Source organism: Rhodanobacter sp. UC4448_H15 (assembly GCF_052978265.1).
The window spans coordinates 3,301,736-3,320,469 of the sequence record NZ_CM129665.1; the positions used below are offsets into that span (position 1 = coordinate 3,301,736).

Consider the following 18,734-nt stretch of genomic DNA (forward strand, 5'->3'; position numbering starts at 1 on the left):
GAGTTCCCATGACCGCTTACAAGGCCCCCCTCGACGACCTGCGCTTCGCCCTGTTCGATGTGCTGGACGCCGAGCCGGTTCTCACCTCGCTGCAGGGCGGCGAGGCGCATGGCCGCGACCTGCTCGACGCCGTGCTGGAAGAAGCCGGTCGCCTGAGCGAGCAGTTGCTCGCGCCGACCAATGCACCGGCGGACGCCGAGGGCTGCCAGTTCGACAAGGCCACCGGCAAGGTCACCACGCCGGCCTCGTTCAAGGAGGCGTTCCGGCAGTTCGCCGAAGGTGGCTGGACCGGCTTGACCAACCCCGAGCAGTACGGCGGACAGGCCCTGCCCGGCGTGCTCGGCACCGCCACCACGGAGATTTTCCAGTCCGGCAACCTCGCCTGGAGCCTGTACCCGCTGTTGTCCGAAGGCGCCACGCATGCGCTGCAACAGCACGGCGAGGAATGGCAGCGCGAGCTGTACATGAAGCCGATCGTGGCCGGCCGCTGGACCGGCACGATGTGCCTGACCGAACCGCAGGCGGGCTCCGACCTGGGCCTGCTGAAGACGCGCGCGGTACCGGGCGAGGCCGACGCCAACGGCCGGCCGACCTGGAAAATCAGCGGCACCAAGATCTTCATCAGCGCCGGCGAGCACGACCTCACCGAGAACATCGTGCACCTGGTGCTGGCGCGCCTGCCTGATGCACCGGAAGGCAGCCGCGGCATCTCGATGTTCATCGTGCCGAAGTTCAAGCTCGACGCGGACGGCAAGCCGGGCGAACGCAACAGCGTCGCGGCCGGAGCGATCGAGCACAAGATGGGCATCCACGCCTGCTCCACCTGCGTGATGAACTTCGACGGCGCCGAGGGCTACCTGATCGGCAAGCCGCACAAGGGGCTGATGGCGATGTTCACCATGATGAATGCGGCGCGGCTGTCGGTCGGCGTGCAGGGACTGGCCCTGGCCGAGCGCGCGTTGCAGAACAGCCTCAACTACGCGCGCGAACGGCTGCAGTCGCGCTCGCTGTCCGGGCCGAAATTCCCCGACAAGCCGGCCGACAACCTGCTGGTGCAACCGGACGTGCGGCGCATGCTGCTGACCCAGCGCGCCTTTGTCGAAGGCTCGCGTGCGCTGGTGCTGTACACCGCGCTGCAGACGGACATCGAGCATCGCGCCACGGACGAGGCGGCGCGCCAGAAGGCCGGCGAACTGGTCGCCTTCCTGATCCCGATCGCCAAGGGCATGGTCACCGAGCTGGCGCAGGAGTGCACCAAGGAAGCGCTGCAGATCTACGGCGGCCACGGCTACATCGCCGAGAACGGGATGGAACAGTTCGTGCGCGACGCGCGCATCATCACCCTGTACGAGGGCACCACCGGCATCCAGGCCGCCGACCTGCTCGGCCGCAAGATCCTCCAGCTGCAGGGCGTGGGCTTCAAGCATTTCCTGGAGGAGATCAGCGCGTTCTGCCAGCAGCATGCCGACACCGAATCGCTGAAGGCGTTCATCGGCCCGCTCGCCGTGGCCACGCGAAACTGGAGCGAGCTCACCGTGGCACTGGCCCAGCGCATCCAGGGTAACCCCGAGGAACTGGGCGCGGCGGCCACCGATTACCTGTACTACTCCGGCTACGTGACCCTGGCCTACCTGTGGGCGCGCAGCGTGCTGGCGGCCGAGAATGGTACGCAGTCGGCCGCGTTCAAGCAGGCCAAGCGCGACACCGCGGCGTTCTACTTCAGCCGTCTGCTGCCCCGCACGCTCGCCCACCAGGCGGCAATCGAGGCCGGCGTGGCCAGCGTGCCGGCGATCGACTGAGCCGCAGGCACCCCCGCACGAAAGAGCCCGGCGATGCCGGGCTCTTTCGTATTCGGGGCAGTCATGGACCGAAGTCCGGCCATGTGCGGCACGTCACATGTCCCGGCGGGTCAACTTTTGCTCAAAAGTGGCAATGGCGGCCGGGTAGGTGTTCAACTGGCGCAGCTTTCGCGGAAGGTCTCGCCGCTCAGGCGCAGGTACTGCTGGACCATGGCGTCGTGGATCGGCGCGCACTGGATCAGCTCGCGGGCCAGCGCCTCCTGCGCCTCGGCCACGCCGGAGCGGGCGGCCCGTGCGGGAACGGTGGGAACGGCCCGAACGATCCGCGGCGCCGGCACATCGGCCTGTTGGCGTTCGACGTCGAGCAGATGGGAGATGTCATAGGCGATGTCGTTCATGCCCGAGGTAATGCAACAGGCTTGCCAACTCACCGCCCGCCCGGCATCGGTTTCGGGCCGCGCGTTGTTTTCCGGCCGGGGAATCGGCACGCTGGAGGAATGGATCGCGGCAGCATCGGCGGGATGATGGACAAGCTCGGCATGATCGGTCGCGTGGCCATCGTGATGGTGATGACGCCGATCGTGTTCTGTTCCGGCGCGTGGGCCGCGCTGGCGCTGTGGTATCGGCTGCCCGGCGGCCGCGCCGGGCGCGCGCTGGGCAGTGCGCTCTGGGTGATCGCGACCGGAGTGCTGTACGCCTGCGCGATCGGCGGGCGCAGCTGGCTGCCGCTGGTCGTCCATGCCGCGCTGTACGCGATGGTCCTGCTGTGGTGGGTCGCGATCAGGCCCTCCGGCGCGCGCGACTGGCGCGACGACGTTGCCCGCACGCTGACCGGCAGCGTGCACGGCGATCGCGTGGTGCTCGACAACGTGCGCCACTTCGCCTGGCGCAGCGACAACGATTACGACATCCGCTGGGAGCGCCACGAGTACGACCTGGCGCAACTGGCCAGCGCCGATGCGGTGCTGTCGCACTGGGGCAGCCGGGCGATCGCCCACGCCATGATCTCGTTCGGTTTCGACGACGGCCGCCACCTGGTGTTCTCGGTGGAGGTGCGCAAGAGCCGCGACCAGGAGTATTCCTCGGTGGGCGGCTTCTTCAAGCAGTTCGAGACGATCCTGGTCGGCGCCGAGGAAGACGACATCATCCGCGTGCGCACCAACGTGCGCAACGAGGACGTCTATCTGTATCCGCTGCAGATCGAACCGGCCACGCTACGCGCGCTGCTGCTCTCCTACGTGCATGCGGCCAACCGGCTGGCCGCGCGGCCGGCGTTCTACAACACCTTCACCTCCAACTGCACCACCCTCGTCCATCGCATGGCGCGGCAGATCGATCCGGGCCTGCCATGGGACATGCGCCTGCTGCTGACCGGCTATCTGCCGGAGTATCTGCAAGGCATCGGCGCCCTCGATCGTCGCGTGCCGATCGGAACACTGCGCGAGCGCGCACGCATCAGCGAACGCGCCCGTGCGACACCGGCCGGCGCCGATTTCTCGCGCGCGGTGCGTACCGTCACCGCACGCGACTGATGCGCGCGAGCCGTTCGCGTCACGACCTCGACGCGAGCCGCGCAGCGCAACCCGACCTGAACGGCGCGACGCGGAATGTGCCGCTTTTACGCGTCCTTGCCGCCTCGATGGGTTAGGTTCCGGGAGGACAGCGATGGCGGCACCGTTTCGTTCGTCCTGCAGGCGCGCCGCTGTCATCAGCGCCTGCGTGCACCCCCACCCCGTACAAACCAGGAGACCCGGATGAACACGAGGATCACTCGCGTGGCCGCATTGACGGCGGGATTGCTCACCATCGGCCTGGCCGGCTGCTCGCAGTACGTCAAGCAATCCGATTTCAACACGGCCATCCAGCAGCTGCAGCAGAAGCAGACCGACCAGCAGCAGCAGATCGATGCCATCAAGCAGCAGATGCAATCGCAGTTTGCCAAGTACGACAGCCAGATCACCGCGATGCAGGGCCGCGTCAGCATCGACACGGTGGCGCACTTCGCGTTCAACAGCGCCACCCTGAGCGAGCAGGACAAGCCTGCGCTGCAGGACTTTGCCGCGACCATCGGCAAGTACCACCCCGGCGTGCTGATCACGGTGGAAGGCTTTGCCGACCCGGCCGGTTCGCGTGCCTACAACAAGAAGCTCGGCATGCAGCGCGCCGATGCGGTGCGCGATTTCCTGATCAGCAGCGGCCTGTCCGCCGATCAGGTACGTGCGGTCAGCTACGGTGAAGACAGCAACCGCCAGGTCGCCAAGGGCGCCACGCACGACCAGGGCCGCGACAACCGCCGCGTCTCGCTCACCGTCGATGCCACCGGCGCCGGTGCGGTCGCCACGACGGCCCCGTAAGCGGCGCCCGTCGATGGCCAGCAGCGCGGGTGGCCGGCACGGCCGCGCTGCTGGCGTCGTGTCCCCCCCCCCGGCATGCCTCGGCGCCGCGGCGTGTCAGCCTGCCAGCTCGAAACGCGTCACGCGCCGCACCGGGTCGGCCTCGACCAGGCTCACCCGGACGTCGGCGCCGAGCGTGAGGTTGCCGCTGCCGGAAACGCCGGCCTCCACCGCCGGGTTGCGCACGATCACCGTGCCCTTGGCCGGATCGCCGCGGGCGACCTCGACGATCGCACCGTCGAAAACCTCGCCCACCCGCGGCGCCAGCGCGGCGGCTTCGGCCAGGTTCAACACGGCGCTTTCGTACTGGCCCGCGCGATGGCCGGAAGCCTGCATGGTGTCCGGCAGGCCGGGCAAGGCGGCCAGTGCCCACGCCGGCACCGGCTGCTTCGCGCACAGCGCCAGGCAGACCTCGCCGGTATAGCGATCGACCAGCCGGCGCAGCGGCGCGGTGGCATGGGTGTACTGCGCTGCCAGCGCCGAATGCATCGGCTGCGCGGGCAGCGCGCCGTCGAACGCCGCGTAGCCGGCCCCGCGCAGCACCGTGGTGCAGGCGGTCAGCATGGCCACGTGCACGTCGTTGGACGGGTCCAGCGAACGGATGAAGCCGGGATAGTCCAGCCCGGACGGCCAGGCGATGCCGAGCACCCGCGCGGTGACGCGCAGCCGCGCGATGGCGTGCGGGTCGGGTGGCGGCAGCGTGCGCAACAGCCCCAGTTTCGCCTGCACCATCAATTGCGCCGCGGCCATGCCGACCAGCAGCGAGATCTGCTCGTTCCAGTTCTCGATCGGCAAGCGCGCGCGGAACGCCAGCGTCCAGCGGCCGTCGACCACGTCGATCTCCTGTTCCGGCAGGGGCAGGCTCACGCCGCCGCGCGCGCGCTCGCACTGCTCGCGCAACTCGCCGATCCGGCGCAGCACCGCCCACATCGGATCGTCGCTGCCGGCGTCGATGGCCTGCTGCACGCCGGCATAGTCGAGCTGGGCGCGGCTGCGCACGCGCGCCCGGCGCACGTCGATGGCGGCGATGCGGCCGGCAGGGTCCAGGTCCACCGTCCACAACAGCGCCGGGCGCACCTGATCCGGCAACAGCGAGGCGGCATCCTCGGACAACACTTTCGGGTGCAGCGGGATCTTCGAATCCGCGCCGTACAGCGTCTCGCCGCGCCGATGCGCTTCCAGGTCCACCGGGTCGCCGGCCTGCACGAAGGCGGCGACGTCGGCGATGGCGTAATGCACGCGCCAACCGTCGCCCTGCGCCTGAACGTGCATGGCCTGGTCGAGGTCGCGCGCGCCCGGCGGGTCGATGGTGACCAGCGGCAGCTCGGTGCGGTCCAGCGCCGGCAGGCGCGGGTTCGCCGCAGCGGCCGCGGCGGCGGCTTCGACTTCGGCCGGAAACGCGGTGGGCAGGTCCAACTGTTGCCGGATCTCGTCCATGCCCTGCGCAAGCACGGCACTGCCCGCGGGCTGCAGACGGATGCGTCGCGTCGTGGTCATGGTTCCTCCGTTGATGGCTGCCGGCCGTACGCGAATATACATGCCGCCTTCGGTGGGCTTTCGTCCACGCCGGGGGCGGTGTAGAAAGCCGTCAGGCCCACCGACCCGATCGCCCATGAACGACTCGCCCCTGCTGATCCGCCTGGCTGCCGACGACGACGATTTCATCCTTGCGCTGGTGCCACGCTTCGCCGACTTCGCGCTGCCGGCGTGGCGTCGCCGCCACGAATGCGTCGAAGGCATCCGCCGGGACCTGCTGCACCATCTGGAGGACCAGCCGGCGAACAGCTTCCTGTTCGTGGCCGAGAATGGCGACGGCGAGCGGGTGGGTTTCATCCACCTGCAGCGCACCGCCGATTTTTTCAGCGGCCGCAGCAACTGCCACATCTCCGATCTCGCGGTGGCGCCGCAGCACGAAGGCAACGGCGTCGGCAAGGCCTTGCTGGCGCACGCCGAGCAGTGGGCGCGCGAGCACCAGTGCCAGCTGGTGACGCTGGCGGTGTTCCCCGGCAATGAGCGCGCCCGCGCGCTGTACGAGGCCAGCGGCTACGCGACCGACCTGATCAAGCTGGCCAAACCGGTGCGTTGAAGGCGCGCAAACGAACAAGCCGCCCGCAGGCGGCTTGTTGCGTGCAGCAGGCGAAGCGAAGTCCTGCTCAGTTGGTGGTCTTGGCCGCCGACTCGGCCTGCTCGCGCTCGTCCAGGCGACGGGCCAGGCGGTCGATGTTGCTGAGCGACAGCAGGTGGGCGTAGATCCACGCCATCACGCCTTCGCGCAGCATCTCGTGGGCGACCTTCTCGTCCAGCGCGCGCAGCTTCTCCTCGTTGACCATGAACAGGCCGTTGAGCGTGATGCCATGGCCGGAATCCGGCTCGCCCTTGTGCAGTTGCACGTTGCGCGCTTCCAGCAGGTCATGCTTGACCAGGTACTGCATGAAGGTGCGGGTGCGGTCGATGTTCTGCTGGAACTCGCCGAGGAAACCCACGGCGTTCTTCAGCAGCTCGGTGTCGCTGCCGTCCTCGTTGAACAGGCGCTCGCCGTCGGCGGCGTTGAAACCCTCGAAGCCCTGATCGAGGAACACCGCGAAATCGCCGCCCTCCTGCCCGGCCGGTTTCTCGGCCAGCACGAACGGGTAGCGGCGCACGAAGGCCGGCACGTAGGTGTTGGGCGCCCACTGGCCGGCGGCGTCGACGTAGAGGTTCTCGTTCTGACGCAGGCCGAGCAACGCGATCGGGCCGGCATTGGCGGCGTCGGGACCGGCGAACACGATCAGCAGGTCACGCGCGGCCAGGCCGAACTCCGCCGCGGTCAACGGCACCGAGTGCGTGTTCATGGCGAACTTCATGTTGGGCACGCCCTTGAGCCGAAGATTCTTGTGTTCGGCCCGGTTCAGCGCCACCGGGTGCTCGTAGAAAATGACTTCAGCCACGTTGATCCACCTTTGGTCCCCCGTCGCGCCGGGCCGCCACGGCGGCGGCCCTGTCGAACCCGGCGTGGGTTTCATGTCGAGCCAGGGATCATATCAGCGGGCACCGGTGCCTGCGAATCCCGCCGCGCCGGCGCCTTCGGAACGGCGGAAAAGTGTTCTATGCTGCGATCGGGCTGGCCTTGCGCCATGCCCGCTGGTTCCCTCGATGCCCCGGCGGAAGGACGAACTGCATGCTGATGGACGCTGTCAAACCGGCTGACCTGCAGGCGACGCGCGTGTTGTCGCTGGACGCCGCTGGCCGCATCCTGGACTGGATCAGCTGGCAGGACGCGGTGTGCCTGTACGTGCGCGACGTCGTCGCCTGGACCCTGGGCGATCCCTGCCTCACCGTGCACGGCGGCCACAACCGTGCGCTGGGCACGCAGAGCCTGCTGCAGTTGCACCCGATCATCGCCAGCACCGGCCACTGCCGCGAGCATGCGGTCGACCCGTCGCCGGCGCTGACCAACACCGCGCTGTTCGCGCGCGACCGGCACATCTGCATGTACTGCGGCGAGCACTTCACGCGCATGGAACTGACCCGCGACCACGTGCTGCCGATTTCCCGGCAAGGCAAGGACGAGTGGGAGAACGTGGTCAGCGCCTGCCTGTCGTGCAACCTGAAAAAGAGCAACCGCACGCCGCAGCAGGCCAACATGCCGCTGCTGGCGGTACCGTACCGGCCAAGCTGGGTGGAGCACCTGATCCTGTCCAACCGCAACATCCTCGCCGACCAGATGGAGTTCCTGGTCAGCCGGCTGCCGCGCGACCGGCGCCCGATGGCGGAATACGCCTAGGAGCGTGGGCGGTAGAAACTTTCGAGGCAAAAGTGGCTGCGTGAGTGCAGATTTTCCACGCTTCGCCGGCCCATGATGGTTCTGTAGGCCGGGAAGCGGCGGAAACATAAACCGCGCAGACGCCTTTGCAGCCCGGAAGATTTCTACCGCCCACGCTCTAGGAGACGCCAAGCCTCACTTCCGCCGTTCCGCCGCGGTGTCGGCATGGCCCTCTTCCGCGCGCGTCTCGCGGTTCTTCTCCAGTTCGCGGTCGATCTCGTCGACCTCCTCGCAGGCTTCGTCCGCCTCGCCCGCTTCCTCGGCTTCGCCCCGGGCCGGGCCGCCGTGCCTGCGCTTGCGGCCGCCGCTGGCACGCTCGCGCCGTGCCGCCAGCTTGCGGTAGTTCTCGCGGATACGCTCCAGGGTCTCCTCGTCGAGGTCTTCCAGGTCGAGCAGGCCGTTGTGGGCCGCGGTAGTGCGGATCAGCTCGTCCAGCTTGATCTGCAGCGCCGCGCTGTCGCGGTTCTGGCTGTTCTGGATCAGGAACACCATCAGGAAGGTGATGATCGTGGTGCCGGTGTTGATCACCAACTGCCAGGTGTCGCCGAAGTGGAAGAACGGCCCGCTGGCTGCCCAAACCGCCACGATCAATACGGCCGCCAGGAAGGTCGCCGGTCGACCGGACTGGCGCGCGGTGGCTTCCGCAAAGCGGCGAAAAGCCTGCGAGACACTGGCCATGGACGGATCTCCGCAAGGGAATCTGCGCGCAGCATGCGATGCCGATTGTGTGCCGCACTTGCAGGCTGCACCGGTCGCAATCAGGCCTTGTTCACTGTTTCGCCCTTGCTCCGCCCCGCCGCTGGGCCAACAATACGAGGATGAATGACCTCAGCCATTATCCCCGCCTGGCTTCGATCGACGCGCCCGCCGACCTGCGCCGGCTGCCCGACAGCGAACTGCCGCAAGTCGCCGACGAACTGCGCCAGTATCTGATCGAGGCCGTCGCCAGCTCCGGCGGCCACTTCGGCGCGGGCCTGGGCGTGGTCGAGCTGACCGTGGCCCTGCACCACGAGTTCGACACGCCGCACGACCGCCTGGTCTGGGACGTCGGCCACCAGTGCTATCCGCACAAGATTCTCACCGGCCGCCGTGACCGCATCACCACGATCAAGAAGAAGGATGGCCTGGCGCCGTTTCCGCGCCGTGAGGAAAGCGAGTACGACACCTTCGGCGTCGGCCACTCGTCCACCTCGATCTCGGCCGCGCTGGGCATGGCGATCGCCGCGCAGGCCAGCGGCGAGCAGCGCAAGGTGGTGGCGGTGATCGGCGACGGCGCGATGACCGCCGGGCTGGCGTTCGAGGCGCTCAACCACGCCGGCGACGTCGAGCCCGACCTGCTGGTGGTGTTCAACGACAACGGCATGTCGATCAGCGAGAACGTGGGCGCGCTGACCAAGATGATGGCGCGCGCGATGGCCAGCCGCCGCCTCAACGACTTGCGCGAGCGGGCCAAGCGGGCCATTCCCAAGCAGTCGTTCATGGGCCGCTGGTTCAAGCGCTGGGAGGAGCACGCCAAGGGCATGTTCGTGCCCTCGACGCTGTTCGAGGAACTCGGCTTCCACTACACCGGCCCGATCGACGGCCACAACATCCCGCAACTGCTGCAGGCGTTGCGCACGGTGAAGAACCTGCCCGGCCCGCAGCTGCTGCACGTGATCACCACCAAGGGCAAGGGCTACGCCCCGGCCGAACAGGCGCAGATCGAATACCACGCGGTCGGCCCGTTCGACCCGCTGGCCGGCGTCAAGAAGAAAACCGGCAAGGCCAAGCCGACCTACACCGACGTGTTCGGCGACTGGTTGTGCGACCAGGCCGCCGCCGACCCGCGCCTGCTCGGCATCACCCCGGCGATGCGCGAGGGTTCGGGCCTGGTGCGTTTCTCCAGGGAATACCCCGCGCGCTATTTCGACGTGGCGATCGCCGAGCAGCACGCGGTGACACTGGCCGCGGGCATGGCGTGCGAGGGCGCCAAACCCGTGGTGGCGATCTACTCCACCTTCCTGCAGCGTGCCTACGACCAGGCGATCCACGACGTGGCGCTGCAGAACCTCGACGTCACCTTCGCCATCGACCGCGCCGGCGTGGTCGGCCCGGACGGCGCCACCCATTCGGGCAGCTTCGACCTCACCTACCTGCGCTGCCTGCCGAATTTCGTGATCATGGCGCCGGCCGACGAGAACGAGTGCCGCATGATGCTCAGCACCGGCTTCAGCCACCCCGGCCCGGCGGCCATCCGCTACCCGCGCGGCACCGGCCCCGGCGTGGCGACCCACCACGAGCTGGAAACGCTGCCGATCGGCAAGGCCGAGCTGCGCCGGCGCGGCCACGGCCTCGCCCTGCTCAGCTTCGGCGCGATGCTGGCACCGGCCGCCACCATCGCCGCCGAACTCGACGCCACCCTGGTCAACATGCGCTTCATCAAGCCCCTTGACGACACCCTGATCCTGGAACTGGCCAGGACCCACGACGGCTTCGTCACCCTCGAGGACAACGCCGTCGCCGGCGGCGCCGGCTCCGCCGTGGCCGAGTGCCTGGCCGCGCACGGCATCACCCTGCCGATCCTTCATCTCGGCCTTCCAGACGTCTATCTGGAACACGGCAGCCGCGAGGAGGTGCTGAGCATGGCCGGCCTCGACCTGCCGGGCATCCGCCATGCCATCCACGCACGATTTCCGTTGATCGAGCGGCTCAGCCAGAACAGCGCCTGATTCCGGCCATCCATCCGGGTTCGCCAGCGCTCCAGGACCCGGATCACGCTCGGCCGCTTCGTGCTTCAGTTACGCTCGGAGCAGCGCAGCGACACCACGGAAGGGAACATCTTGACGGGATGGATCGACGGATCATGGCGCCAGCTGAAAGACTGGGCCAGCCGGCAAGCGGCCACGCTGCGCGATGAAGCGCGCCTGATCGCGACCCGTGCCGAGTGCCTGCGCATCGCCATTGAACGTTCCGAGGGCATCGCCGCCGGGCAGGTTCTGCATGACCTCCGCGAACTGAGGACCCAGGCTCATGATCCAGAATTTTGTTTACGTTCTGAACAACGGCCTCAGGACCAAAGTTGGTGAGTACCTGCCTTCAGTGCCGCTGCTTCAGCAAATCAATGACCCGGAGTACCGACCAAAGGCGTACCAATGGGAGAACGATGGTCGAACGTTTACACGGCAGATTGATGGTCATGACACGCGGACTGCGCAACTCCTGCCCGACGGAGACGGCATCATCGTCCTTCAGGCACAAGCTCATTGCGGTGCCGACAACGTCATCGTTCTGGATGCTGCGAACGAACTGCGCCGACGCATCGTCAATCCTTACCGGGATTCGAAATTTTTCATGGCTGGCGACGAATTCTGGTTCTATGGCATCACCGTGCGCGGTGACGACGTCATCTTGAACATTCAGGTGCAACGCAAACTTGCAGGGAGGTCACACGATGCCGTGCCGATCTACGAGGCAAGTTACGACCCCATGACATGGGATTTGAAAAAGATCGAATGGAAACCTGCGACGTAAAATCTCTGCTTCGCGGGGCGCAGCAACAATCGCCACCGCCAGCAGCAGGTTGTGCGTTGAACCGGAGCATCGTGGACGGGGGATGCACGCCGGCCGTCATCGCCGAGCACAACGCCCGCCGCTCACCCGATCGCGCTGCTCCAGATCCTGCGCCGTGAATACTTCGACATAGCCGGCATCGCGCACCAACACGCGCGCGGCCTCGCCCTGGTTCCAGCCGTGCTCGAACAGCAGCCAGCCGCCCGGGGCGAGATGGCCGAGGGCGCCATCGACGATGCGGCGGATGTCGTCCAGGCCGTCGCGGCCCGAGGCCAGCGCGCTGGCCGGCTCGAAGCGCAGGTCGCCGCGGGCCAGGTGTGGATCGCCGGCCTCGATGTAGGGCGGGTTCGAGACGATCAGCTCGAAGCGCTGGCCCGCCAGCGGCGCCAGCCAGTCGCCTTGCACAAAGCTGACGTTGTCGATGCCGTGGCGCTGCGCATTGCGTCGGGCAACGGCCAGCGCCGTCGCGCTGGCATCGGTGGCGATCACCTGCGCGCGGGGATGCTCGCGCGCGATCGCCAGCGCAATCGCGCCGCTGCCGGTGCCGAGGTCGGCGACGCGGCCGCTGAAACCGGGTGGCAGGCGCTGCAGCGCCAGTTCCACCAGCAGCTCGGTTTCCGGGCGCGGGATCAGCGTCGCCGGCGTAACTTCCAGATCCAGCGTCCAGAAGCCGCGATGGCCGACGAGGTAGGCCACCGGCTCGCCGGCCTCGCGACGGGACAGCAACTTCTGGTAAGACGTCTGGACGTCCATTTCAAGCGGATCGCCGGCATGCGCGAACAGCCAGCTTCGCGGCCGCTGCAGGACGTGCAGCAGCAGGAGTTCGGCCTCGGTGCGGTCGCCCAGCCGTTGCGTCGCTGCGGCCAGCGCCTCGCGCACGTCAGGCATCGCGCCCCGGCCCCGCCGCCGAAGGCGGCAGTTGCGGCGGCACCACGCCAGGCTTCGGCTCGCGCTTGCGCCAGTAGCCGCCATGCGTCCACGCGTCGAAGGCCCAGCGCAGCCAGCCGATCAGCGCATTGGCGAGCCACAGCGCCCAGACCAGCATGGCGAGCTTGTAGATCCACAACGGCAGGCTGAACACGCCGGCCAGCGGCAACGCTCCGTCGCTGCGATCGGCAAACCAGTGCAGGTTCGACCCCGACGAGTGGTTGCCGGCCACATGCATGTCCGGCAAGCCCAGCAGACCCTGCGGCACGGCGCCGACCAGCACGCACAGTGCCAGCACGGTCAAGGTCGCCAGGCCCAGCTGCAGCAGGTTGAAACGCAGGCGTTCGAGCTGCTCCGGCGCCCGCAGCCGCGCACGCAGGCCCAGGGCGATCAGCCACACCACCACCAGCGCGAACGCACTCCAGGCGAAGGCCGAGAAGCCCAGCCCCAGCAGCACCCAGTGGCGCAGGCGCAACGGCGTCGGGGCGTAGCGCGCCAGCAGCCAGGCGGCGATCAACAGCACCAGCACCTGTGACCAGTACAGCACCGCCGGGCCGTCGGTGGGCCCCCAGGCCCACAACACCCAGCGATCCTGCGGCAGTTGCAGGTTCAGGCCGATGTTGGCCGCCGGCGCATGCAGATCCAGCGCAGGCGTGCGCACGCGCATCGCCACGCCCAGCGGCTCACGCAGGTGCACGGCGTAGTCATGCGCGCCGGGCAGCAGCGGCAGGCTCAGCTTGCCATCGCGTATCGCCAGGTTGATCGGCTGGTTGTCGCGCCGGGCATCGATCAACTCGCTGCCGGGCGGCAAGTCGATGGCATGCTCGCCGCCACGGGTGCTGCGCACGCGCAGGTCCAGCTGCAACTCGCTGGCGCGCTCGCCGGTGCGGATGGTCAGCTGCGCGCCGTCGATGGCGAGGCTGTCGCCGGCCATGGCCACCGGCCGCGTGATCGCCAGTTGCAGCTTCTCGCCCGGCAGCGGATCGAACCGCAGGCCGTCATCGCTGGCGCTGGTCGGCACGCCTTCGGCATCCACATGCCACATCGGCGCCGCGCCCACTTCCCACACCTCGGAGCGCTCGCCCAGCGGCGGTGCTTCCAGGGTGATCTTCGCGGAGCGATCGAGCTGGCTGCTCCAGCTCACCATCGATTCGCCGGCCTTGAAGGTGACGTTGATCCTGCCGTCCTTGACCAGCACGCCCTCGCCGCGCGGATGCTCGCCCGGCAGCAGCGGCAGGCTGATGCTGAATCCACCCTCCTGCGGCGCGATGCGCTCGACCCGGTTCAGCACGATCCAGTCCAGCCCCAGGCCGATGCTGCGGGTCAACCGCACATACGGCGGAAAGCTCTGCGCGGTCGGCAGTTGCTTGCCGTCGGCCGCCGTCTGCACACGGCGCAGGGTGACGCTGTCGCCCAGCACCCGGCCGCCATCGACGCCATCGAGCGACCAGCCCGGGTCGCTGAAGGCGATGCGTTGCGGCGCCAGCGCGAAGTGCAGCGCGGCGCTGTCCACCGCGTCCAGCCGGTAGCGCAGGCTGACGCGGTGCACGCCGCGATCCAGCCGCAGCAGCAGCTGATCATCGTCGCGCAACAGCGCCGGATCGGCCTGGCCGTCGAGGCGGACATCGACCAGCGGCATTGCCTGGTCGGATGTCGGCAACGGCAGCGCCACGCTGGCTCCGGCGTGGGTTTCCAGCACGACCTCCAGCATCGCGCCGTTGACCTGAAGTTGCGCCTGCGCCACCTCGGCACACTGCGGCGCGCACTTCGGCGCCTCGGTGAGCCGGCTGCGCAACTGCTCGAGCAACTGCGCATCCGGCAGCGCCTGCGCGCGTGCGCCGGTGGGCAAGAAGGCGATCGCCAGCAAGGCGGCACCGGCGATGCCTGCAGCACGCGAAGGCAGCCAGTGGTTACGCAGCGGTCGCCACAGCTTCATGGCCAATCGACCCAGCACCACCGCCAGCAAGCCGACCATCACTACGCGCAACAGGCGCACCAGCCATGCCGGTGCGATCACCAGCCGGGTGGTTTGCTGCGGCGTCACCGGCCCCGACCAGCCGAGCCGGTAGTTGTTGCCCTCGTCCCAATGCGGCGTGCCGACGCCGGCCTGGATCACGGTGCGGTTGTCCTGCTCGCTGGCCACCAGTTGGCTGGCCGTCATCCGCGAACCGGTGACAACCACGCTGGCCAGGGTGCCGGGGGCCGCCTGCACGACATTCGCGCTCATCTCGCTCACGGCCCGCGCGCCCGGTGGCGGTGGCGGAGGCGGTGCCGGCACGCCGGCCGCCATCTTGTCGGCGACGACGGCCTGCGGTGCATACGCCGCCGACACCATCCGCGGCGCGCTGCCGTGCTCCAGTTGCGGATGCAGCGCGTACTGCAATTGCGCGGCCGCGAACGGCAGCGCCCACAGCACCGCCAGCGCAAACACGGCCAGCGCGCCGCCGCGCGCAAACCCGCGCAAGCGACCTTCCGGCAGCGCGCGCAGCAACAAGGCGAGCGCCAATGCCAGCGCCAGCGTCCACAGCGGTGCCAGCGCCTCGTGCTGCGCCAGCGCCAGATAGCCCGCCGCCAGCAGGGCCCACGGCCAACCGAGCAAGCGCCCGGCCAGCAACGCAACCAATGCCACCACGAACAGGTCGAGCAGGCTCCATTGCGCGGCCCAGGAATCGTTCGAGCGATCCGCACCGATCACACCGAGCAGGCGATAGCCGTGCGGCAGGTGCACGGTAGCCTCGATGCCGTCCAGCGGCAGCTGCCAACCGGAACCCGGCATCGCGCCGACTCCGGCCGGCACGCGCAGGCCGGCTGCCACGTCGATGCGGCGATCGCGCAGCTCGACACCCGCATGGCCTTTCGCATCCCTGGTGACCAGCAGCGGTTCGCCGTCTTCCGAGGCACGCTGCAACTGCCACGGCGCGGTGACGTCGAGCCGCTGGTGATGGCGAAGTTCGCCACTGAGACGATCGGCGACGCTGAAATGCCCACCGTCGAAATCCAGCCACATCTCGCGTTGCAGGTGCAGCGCGTCGCTGCGGCTGCCTTCATTGCCGCGGTTGCCCTGCTCCACGCTCAGCCCGCTGCGGTCATCCAGCGCGTAGGCCGGCAGGTTGGCCCAGTCGCCCGGCACCCCGGCCTGCGCCGCGTCGACCGCATTGCCTTCCACGCGCGTGCCGCGCAGCGCGTTGTCATCGGCGTAACTCCAGACCTCCTGCTTCGGCCACGGCGCGGGCGGCAGGGTCACGCCGACCTTCGCCAGTGGCGCGACGCTGCGCGCCAGCAGGGTCAGCGTCCACTGGCCCGGCCGCAATTGCACGCGCAGATGGCCATCGTTCTCCAGTCGCGCGGGCAGCTCGCCGCTGAGCGCAGTGGCGACGAAACCCGCGGGCAGCACCGGTCCCAGCACCTGCTCGCGCGCGCTGCCGCTGACGTTGAATTGCAGCTGCGTCTCCAGCGTAGCCGGGAGGCCATCGGCCAGGCGGCGATACACGCGCAGCGAAAGCGCATCGGCCGCGCGTTGCGCGCTGGCCGCTTCGCCCAGCGTGAGCTGCCGGCCATCGCGTTCGATTCGCGTCACCGTGGCGCCGTCGACGCGAAGCGTCACCAGCCCGATCGACTCCGGCACGCCCAGGTTGGCGGGTCGCGACGTCCATGGCAGCTCGCCCTGGATGTGATAATCGCCCGACTCCAGCCACAACATCGGTTGGCCCTGATGCTCCAGCACCGTCGCCGGCCGGTTGCCCAGGTTCACCTGCTGCGGCCAGTGGCGACTGTCCCCCGGCAGGGCCACCCAGCTCGGCGCATCCACATGCACCTCCAGGCTGAAGTGCCCGCCATCCTCGCCGGCATCGAGCGCCAGCCGCCCCGGCCAGGCGCAGCGGTAACTGTCCTCACCCGGTGCCTGGTCGGCCAGGAACGGGCAAGCGTGCCCGGGCACGTCGTGCAGCACCCAACCCTGCCAGTCACGCAACGGCGGCGGAATGTCCTGCGCCGCCAGCGGCGCGGTCAGCAGCAGACCCAGACCCAGCAAAATGCACAATCGACGAAGCATGCTGCTTTACCCCTTTAGGCCGGTCGGCGGGCACAGTGTAAGTGGAATGCGTCGGGCGCACGAAGCGGCCCGCGCCATTGGTGGTGATGACGCGCGGGCGTGTGCCAATCGCACTCTGGATTGAACGCAGCACGCGGCGGAATGGGGTTGAGGCTCGTCCCCCTCACACGTCGTCATGCCTGCGAAGGCAGGCATCGCACTTCGGCCGTCATATTTGCAACGTAGCTTGCAAGCGGAGCAAGAGCTTTCGTCTGCCTGCGGCAGCCGAATTACTTTCGTGCGCGATTGCAGGAGCGCACCCTGTGCGCGATGCTCTTGCCGCATTCAAAGCCAAGAGCGGTCGATCGCCTGCGGCGACCGAGTCACTTTCTCTTTGCGTGGCCAAAGAGAAAGTAACCAAAGAGAAAGGCCACCCCGCTTGGCGCTTGTTGGGCATCCTGCCCAACAAGTCCGTGAGCCGGGGCCGGGCTTTTCGAACGGGCATCCTGCCCGTGCGAAAAGGAGCCGACATCCCTGTCGGCTCCCGCTACGCGGCCTGTCGACCCCGCCTCACCGCCGCACAGGGGCCCCGGGTAGAGCAGCGGGCCATCCTGGCCCGCACTCGGTGCGCAACCGCTGCGTGGTTGCGAGAGCTAAGGGATCTCGGCGGTGAATGGACATTTCAGCTGGGTCATTACAGTTAGGGGCAACACCGTTACTCCACAATCACTGCGCGACGGAGGAACGACTTCAACGGTTCAGCCGAAAACCCGGACATCTGATTATCGAGGAGAAATACCCAAAAATTTTGCCGCACCAACATGCTCAAGGTATTCCGATAGAAGTGATCGCCCAGTCCGGCTCCGTGTGCTTTCGGTGGCGAGGTGCTTTCTACGGGAATCGCCGATTGCCTGTAAACGGCAGTCACATCCCATCCGTCGTAGATCGTAAGCAAGAGGTTGACGGTTTTTGGAGTTGCGCCGCGCATGAATCTGACGTCGAAGTGTGCCTTTCCCAAGGCCATGTTTCCCATTCCGATGTAGAGCGGGCCTTCTATGCCGTTGGGTCGATGGAGATATGCGTTGATGACACCCCAGACCTGCCACTCGGAGGACGGCCCCCGCGAGGGTGCCCACCACATGCACATGCATCCTTCGTTCTCGCCTACCCTCACGCCCAACGCACTTGGCGCTGAGGGGTAGGAAGCCTCATCGGCCAGTCTGGCAGTCATCAAGCCAGCATCGACTGTCTCACCGGACTTTATTCGGATGACGCGAAGTATGTTGGCGGAACTGCTTGCCTCTGAGCGCGATCTGAGCAAAGTAGGCAGCAGCGTATTCATTCCCAAAAAAAACGATGCCGCAACAAAAATGGCGGCACGCAATGTCTTGTGAACTTTGAAGAGCGACGCGAGCCAAGCCGCCAACAGAAGGTTAATGGCGGACGGGATGAACCACCAGCCTAGGAGAAGGAAGAAGGCGCCTCCCAGGAAGCCAGTGGCGGGATGTAGCGAAACAAAATAGAGAAGCACCAGGCCAAACGCGATCGCTGGCAACGTCAGACGTTTCGGCAAGCCGCCGCGAAGGTCGTGCAAAGACGAAAACAGCATGAACCTCTCCCTGTCGCTCCGCCATCTATCGCTACTTCGCCGGTGATGGTGCGCCTTGTAGTCTATCCCTTGCAGCGCGACGCCTGAGGTTCGTAGGGCGGACACTGTCCGCCGACCCTTCACGCAACCGCGGCGAGCATTGCCCGTCCTACGCGCCGAGCTATCCCGCGTGCGCAGGAACTGGTGCGACCCAGGCAACTCACGCGCTCCTGCCGTCTGGCGAGGCCGCATCGAGTGATGCGCGTGCCTCCGAAAATCCGCACGCGGCTCAGCGCAACCCCAACACCGCCCGCACCCCCGCCCGAAACCGCCGACTGAGATCCAGCCGCGCCCCGTCGTGCAGCACGACCTCGGCGCCCCCCTTGCACTGAAGCCGGGATGGAGGAAGTTAAACAAAGAAGGAAATGGCCAGCACGCTGCTTCGGCGTTTGCGCTGCTTCTCTGAAGAGTGCGGGCCACGATGGCCCGCTGCTTTACCCAGGGCCCCTGTGCGGCGGTGAGTCGGGGTCGACAGGCCGCGCAGCGGGCATCGGCAAGGAGGCCGATGCCTTTTCGCCAGCACATGGATGTGCTGTCGAAAAGCCCGGCCCGGCTCACGGACTTGCCGGGCAGGAGCCCGGCAAGC

General features: G+C 67.7%; 14 protein-coding genes and 1 pseudogene. 7 read left to right on the forward strand and 8 right to left on the reverse strand.

The annotated features are described in order from the left end of the window. The first annotated feature begins 8 nt into the window (after positions 1–8). Positions 9–1,799 carry an acyl-CoA dehydrogenase C-terminal domain-containing protein gene (locus ACVCMI_RS15280; protein ID WP_447098245.1) on the forward strand — a complete coding sequence of 597 codons (1,791 nt, stop codon included), beginning with the start codon at positions 9–11 and terminating at the stop codon, positions 1,797–1,799. A 152-nt stretch (positions 1,800–1,951) separates the two neighbouring features. On the opposite strand, the gene ACVCMI_RS15285 is transcribed toward ACVCMI_RS15280, so the two are convergent. Then, positions 1,952–2,197: a hypothetical protein gene (locus ACVCMI_RS15285; protein WP_395119979.1), complete on the reverse strand. Its 246-nt coding sequence runs from the start codon at positions 2,195–2,197 to the stop codon at positions 1,952–1,954. A 99-nt stretch (positions 2,198–2,296) separates the two neighbouring features. On the opposite strand from ACVCMI_RS15285, the gene ACVCMI_RS15290 reads away from it, so the two are divergent. Continuing rightward, on the forward strand, positions 2,297–3,331 hold the full coding sequence (locus ACVCMI_RS15290; RefSeq protein WP_447098244.1) for an Lnb N-terminal periplasmic domain-containing protein: 1,035 nt from the start codon (positions 2,297–2,299) through the stop codon (positions 3,329–3,331). Between the two features lie 222 nt (positions 3,332–3,553). After that, positions 3,554–4,153, forward strand: coding sequence for an OmpA family protein (locus tag ACVCMI_RS15295; protein ID WP_395119981.1), 600 nt, complete (start codon positions 3,554–3,556; stop codon positions 4,151–4,153). Positions 4,154–4,249: 96 nt separating this feature from the next. On the opposite strand, the gene ACVCMI_RS15300 is transcribed toward ACVCMI_RS15295, so the two are convergent. Then, entirely contained in the window at positions 4,250–5,689 is a 1,440-nt protein-coding gene (locus ACVCMI_RS15300; protein WP_447098243.1) for an RNB domain-containing ribonuclease, read from the reverse strand. A 115-nt stretch (positions 5,690–5,804) separates the two neighbouring features. Here ACVCMI_RS15300 and ACVCMI_RS15305 point away from each other — a divergent pair, with 115 nt between their 5' ends. After that, on the forward strand, positions 5,805–6,278 hold the full coding sequence (locus tag ACVCMI_RS15305; RefSeq protein ID WP_395119983.1) for a GNAT family N-acetyltransferase: 474 nt from the start codon (positions 5,805–5,807) through the stop codon (positions 6,276–6,278). 67 nt (positions 6,279–6,345) lie between these two features. Here the strand turns inward: ACVCMI_RS15305 and ACVCMI_RS15310 are convergent, their stop codons facing one another. Continuing rightward, positions 6,346–7,119 (reverse strand): SapC family protein, encoded by a 774-nt coding sequence (locus ACVCMI_RS15310; protein WP_395119984.1) that lies wholly within the window; start codon positions 7,117–7,119, stop codon positions 6,346–6,348. A 230-nt stretch (positions 7,120–7,349) separates the two neighbouring features. Between ACVCMI_RS15310 and ACVCMI_RS15315 the strand changes: the two genes are divergently transcribed. Further along, a complete protein-coding gene (locus ACVCMI_RS15315) occupies positions 7,350–7,955 on the forward strand; it encodes an HNH endonuclease (protein ID WP_395119986.1) in 606 nt (201 codons plus the stop codon). Between the two features lie 321 nt (positions 7,956–8,276). Here ACVCMI_RS15315 and ACVCMI_RS15320 read toward each other — a convergent pair. Continuing rightward, positions 8,277–8,672: pseudogene (locus tag ACVCMI_RS15320) on the reverse strand (low affinity iron permease family protein); the annotation flags it as partial. A 140-nt stretch (positions 8,673–8,812) separates the two neighbouring features. On the opposite strand from ACVCMI_RS15320, the gene dxs reads away from it, so the two are divergent. Further along, positions 8,813–10,702, forward strand: a complete 1,890-nt coding sequence (gene dxs, locus ACVCMI_RS15325; RefSeq protein ID WP_447098242.1) for a 1-deoxy-D-xylulose-5-phosphate synthase — start codon at positions 8,813–8,815, stop codon at positions 10,700–10,702. Between the two features lie 132 nt (positions 10,703–10,834). On the opposite strand, the gene ACVCMI_RS15330 is transcribed toward dxs, so the two are convergent. Next, positions 10,835–10,975 (reverse strand): hypothetical protein, encoded by a 141-nt coding sequence (locus ACVCMI_RS15330; RefSeq protein WP_447098241.1) that lies wholly within the window; start codon positions 10,973–10,975, stop codon positions 10,835–10,837. A gap of 28 nt (positions 10,976–11,003) precedes the next feature. Between ACVCMI_RS15330 and ACVCMI_RS15335 the strand changes: the two genes are divergently transcribed. Continuing rightward, positions 11,004–11,504 carry a hypothetical protein gene (locus tag ACVCMI_RS15335; protein ID WP_447098240.1) on the forward strand — a complete coding sequence of 167 codons (501 nt, stop codon included), beginning with the start codon at positions 11,004–11,006 and terminating at the stop codon, positions 11,502–11,504. 96 nt (positions 11,505–11,600) lie between these two features. Here ACVCMI_RS15335 and prmC read toward each other — a convergent pair whose 3' ends face one another. The 3 genes from prmC to ACVCMI_RS15350 all read right to left on the reverse strand — a co-directional run bounded on the left by prmC (position 11,601) and on the right by ACVCMI_RS15350 (position 18,109). Then, positions 11,601–12,431, reverse strand: a complete 831-nt coding sequence (gene prmC / locus ACVCMI_RS15340) for a peptide chain release factor N(5)-glutamine methyltransferase (protein ID WP_447098239.1) — start codon at positions 12,429–12,431, stop codon at positions 11,601–11,603. After that, positions 12,424–16,521 carry a hypothetical protein gene (locus ACVCMI_RS15345; protein ID WP_447098238.1) on the reverse strand — a complete coding sequence of 1,366 codons (4,098 nt, stop codon included), beginning with the start codon at positions 16,519–16,521 and terminating at the stop codon, positions 12,424–12,426. Before ACVCMI_RS15345 ends, prmC begins: the two co-directional genes overlap by 8 nt. A 694-nt stretch (positions 16,522–17,215) precedes the next feature. Then, on the reverse strand, positions 17,216–18,109 hold the full coding sequence (locus tag ACVCMI_RS15350; RefSeq protein ID WP_447098237.1) for a hypothetical protein: 894 nt from the start codon (positions 18,107–18,109) through the stop codon (positions 17,216–17,218). Positions 18,110–18,734: the final 625 nt, after the last annotated feature.

Excerpts from the sequence above, each read along its gene's own strand:
- ACVCMI_RS15280 (WP_447098245.1), top strand. The coding sequence starts at position 9 with ATGACCGCTTACAAGGCCCCCCTCGACGACCTGCGCTTCGCCCTGTTC.
- ACVCMI_RS15285 (WP_395119979.1), bottom strand. The coding sequence starts at position 2,197 with ATGAACGACATCGCCTATGACATCTCCCATCTGCTCGACGTCGAACGC.
- ACVCMI_RS15290 (WP_447098244.1), top strand. The coding sequence starts at position 2,297 with ATGGATCGCGGCAGCATCGGCGGGATGATGGACAAGCTCGGCATGATC.
- ACVCMI_RS15295 (WP_395119981.1), top strand. The coding sequence starts at position 3,554 with ATGAACACGAGGATCACTCGCGTGGCCGCATTGACGGCGGGATTGCTC.
- ACVCMI_RS15300 (WP_447098243.1), bottom strand. The coding sequence starts at position 5,689 with ATGACCACGACGCGACGCATCCGTCTGCAGCCCGCGGGCAGTGCCGTG.
- ACVCMI_RS15305 (WP_395119983.1), top strand. The coding sequence starts at position 5,805 with ATGAACGACTCGCCCCTGCTGATCCGCCTGGCTGCCGACGACGACGAT.
- ACVCMI_RS15315 (WP_395119986.1), top strand. The coding sequence starts at position 7,350 with ATGCTGATGGACGCTGTCAAACCGGCTGACCTGCAGGCGACGCGCGTG.
- dxs (WP_447098242.1), top strand. The coding sequence starts at position 8,813 with ATGAATGACCTCAGCCATTATCCCCGCCTGGCTTCGATCGACGCGCCC.
- ACVCMI_RS15330 (WP_447098241.1), bottom strand. The coding sequence starts at position 10,975 with ATGCAGAACCTGCCCGGCGGCGATGCCCTCGGAACGTTCAATGGCGAT.
- ACVCMI_RS15335 (WP_447098240.1), top strand. The coding sequence starts at position 11,004 with ATGATCCAGAATTTTGTTTACGTTCTGAACAACGGCCTCAGGACCAAA.
- prmC (WP_447098239.1), bottom strand. The coding sequence starts at position 12,431 with ATGCCTGACGTGCGCGAGGCGCTGGCCGCAGCGACGCAACGGCTGGGC.
- ACVCMI_RS15345 (WP_447098238.1), bottom strand. The coding sequence starts at position 16,521 with ATGCTTCGTCGATTGTGCATTTTGCTGGGTCTGGGTCTGCTGCTGACC.
- ACVCMI_RS15350 (WP_447098237.1), bottom strand. The coding sequence starts at position 18,109 with ATGCTGTTTTCGTCTTTGCACGACCTTCGCGGCGGCTTGCCGAAACGT.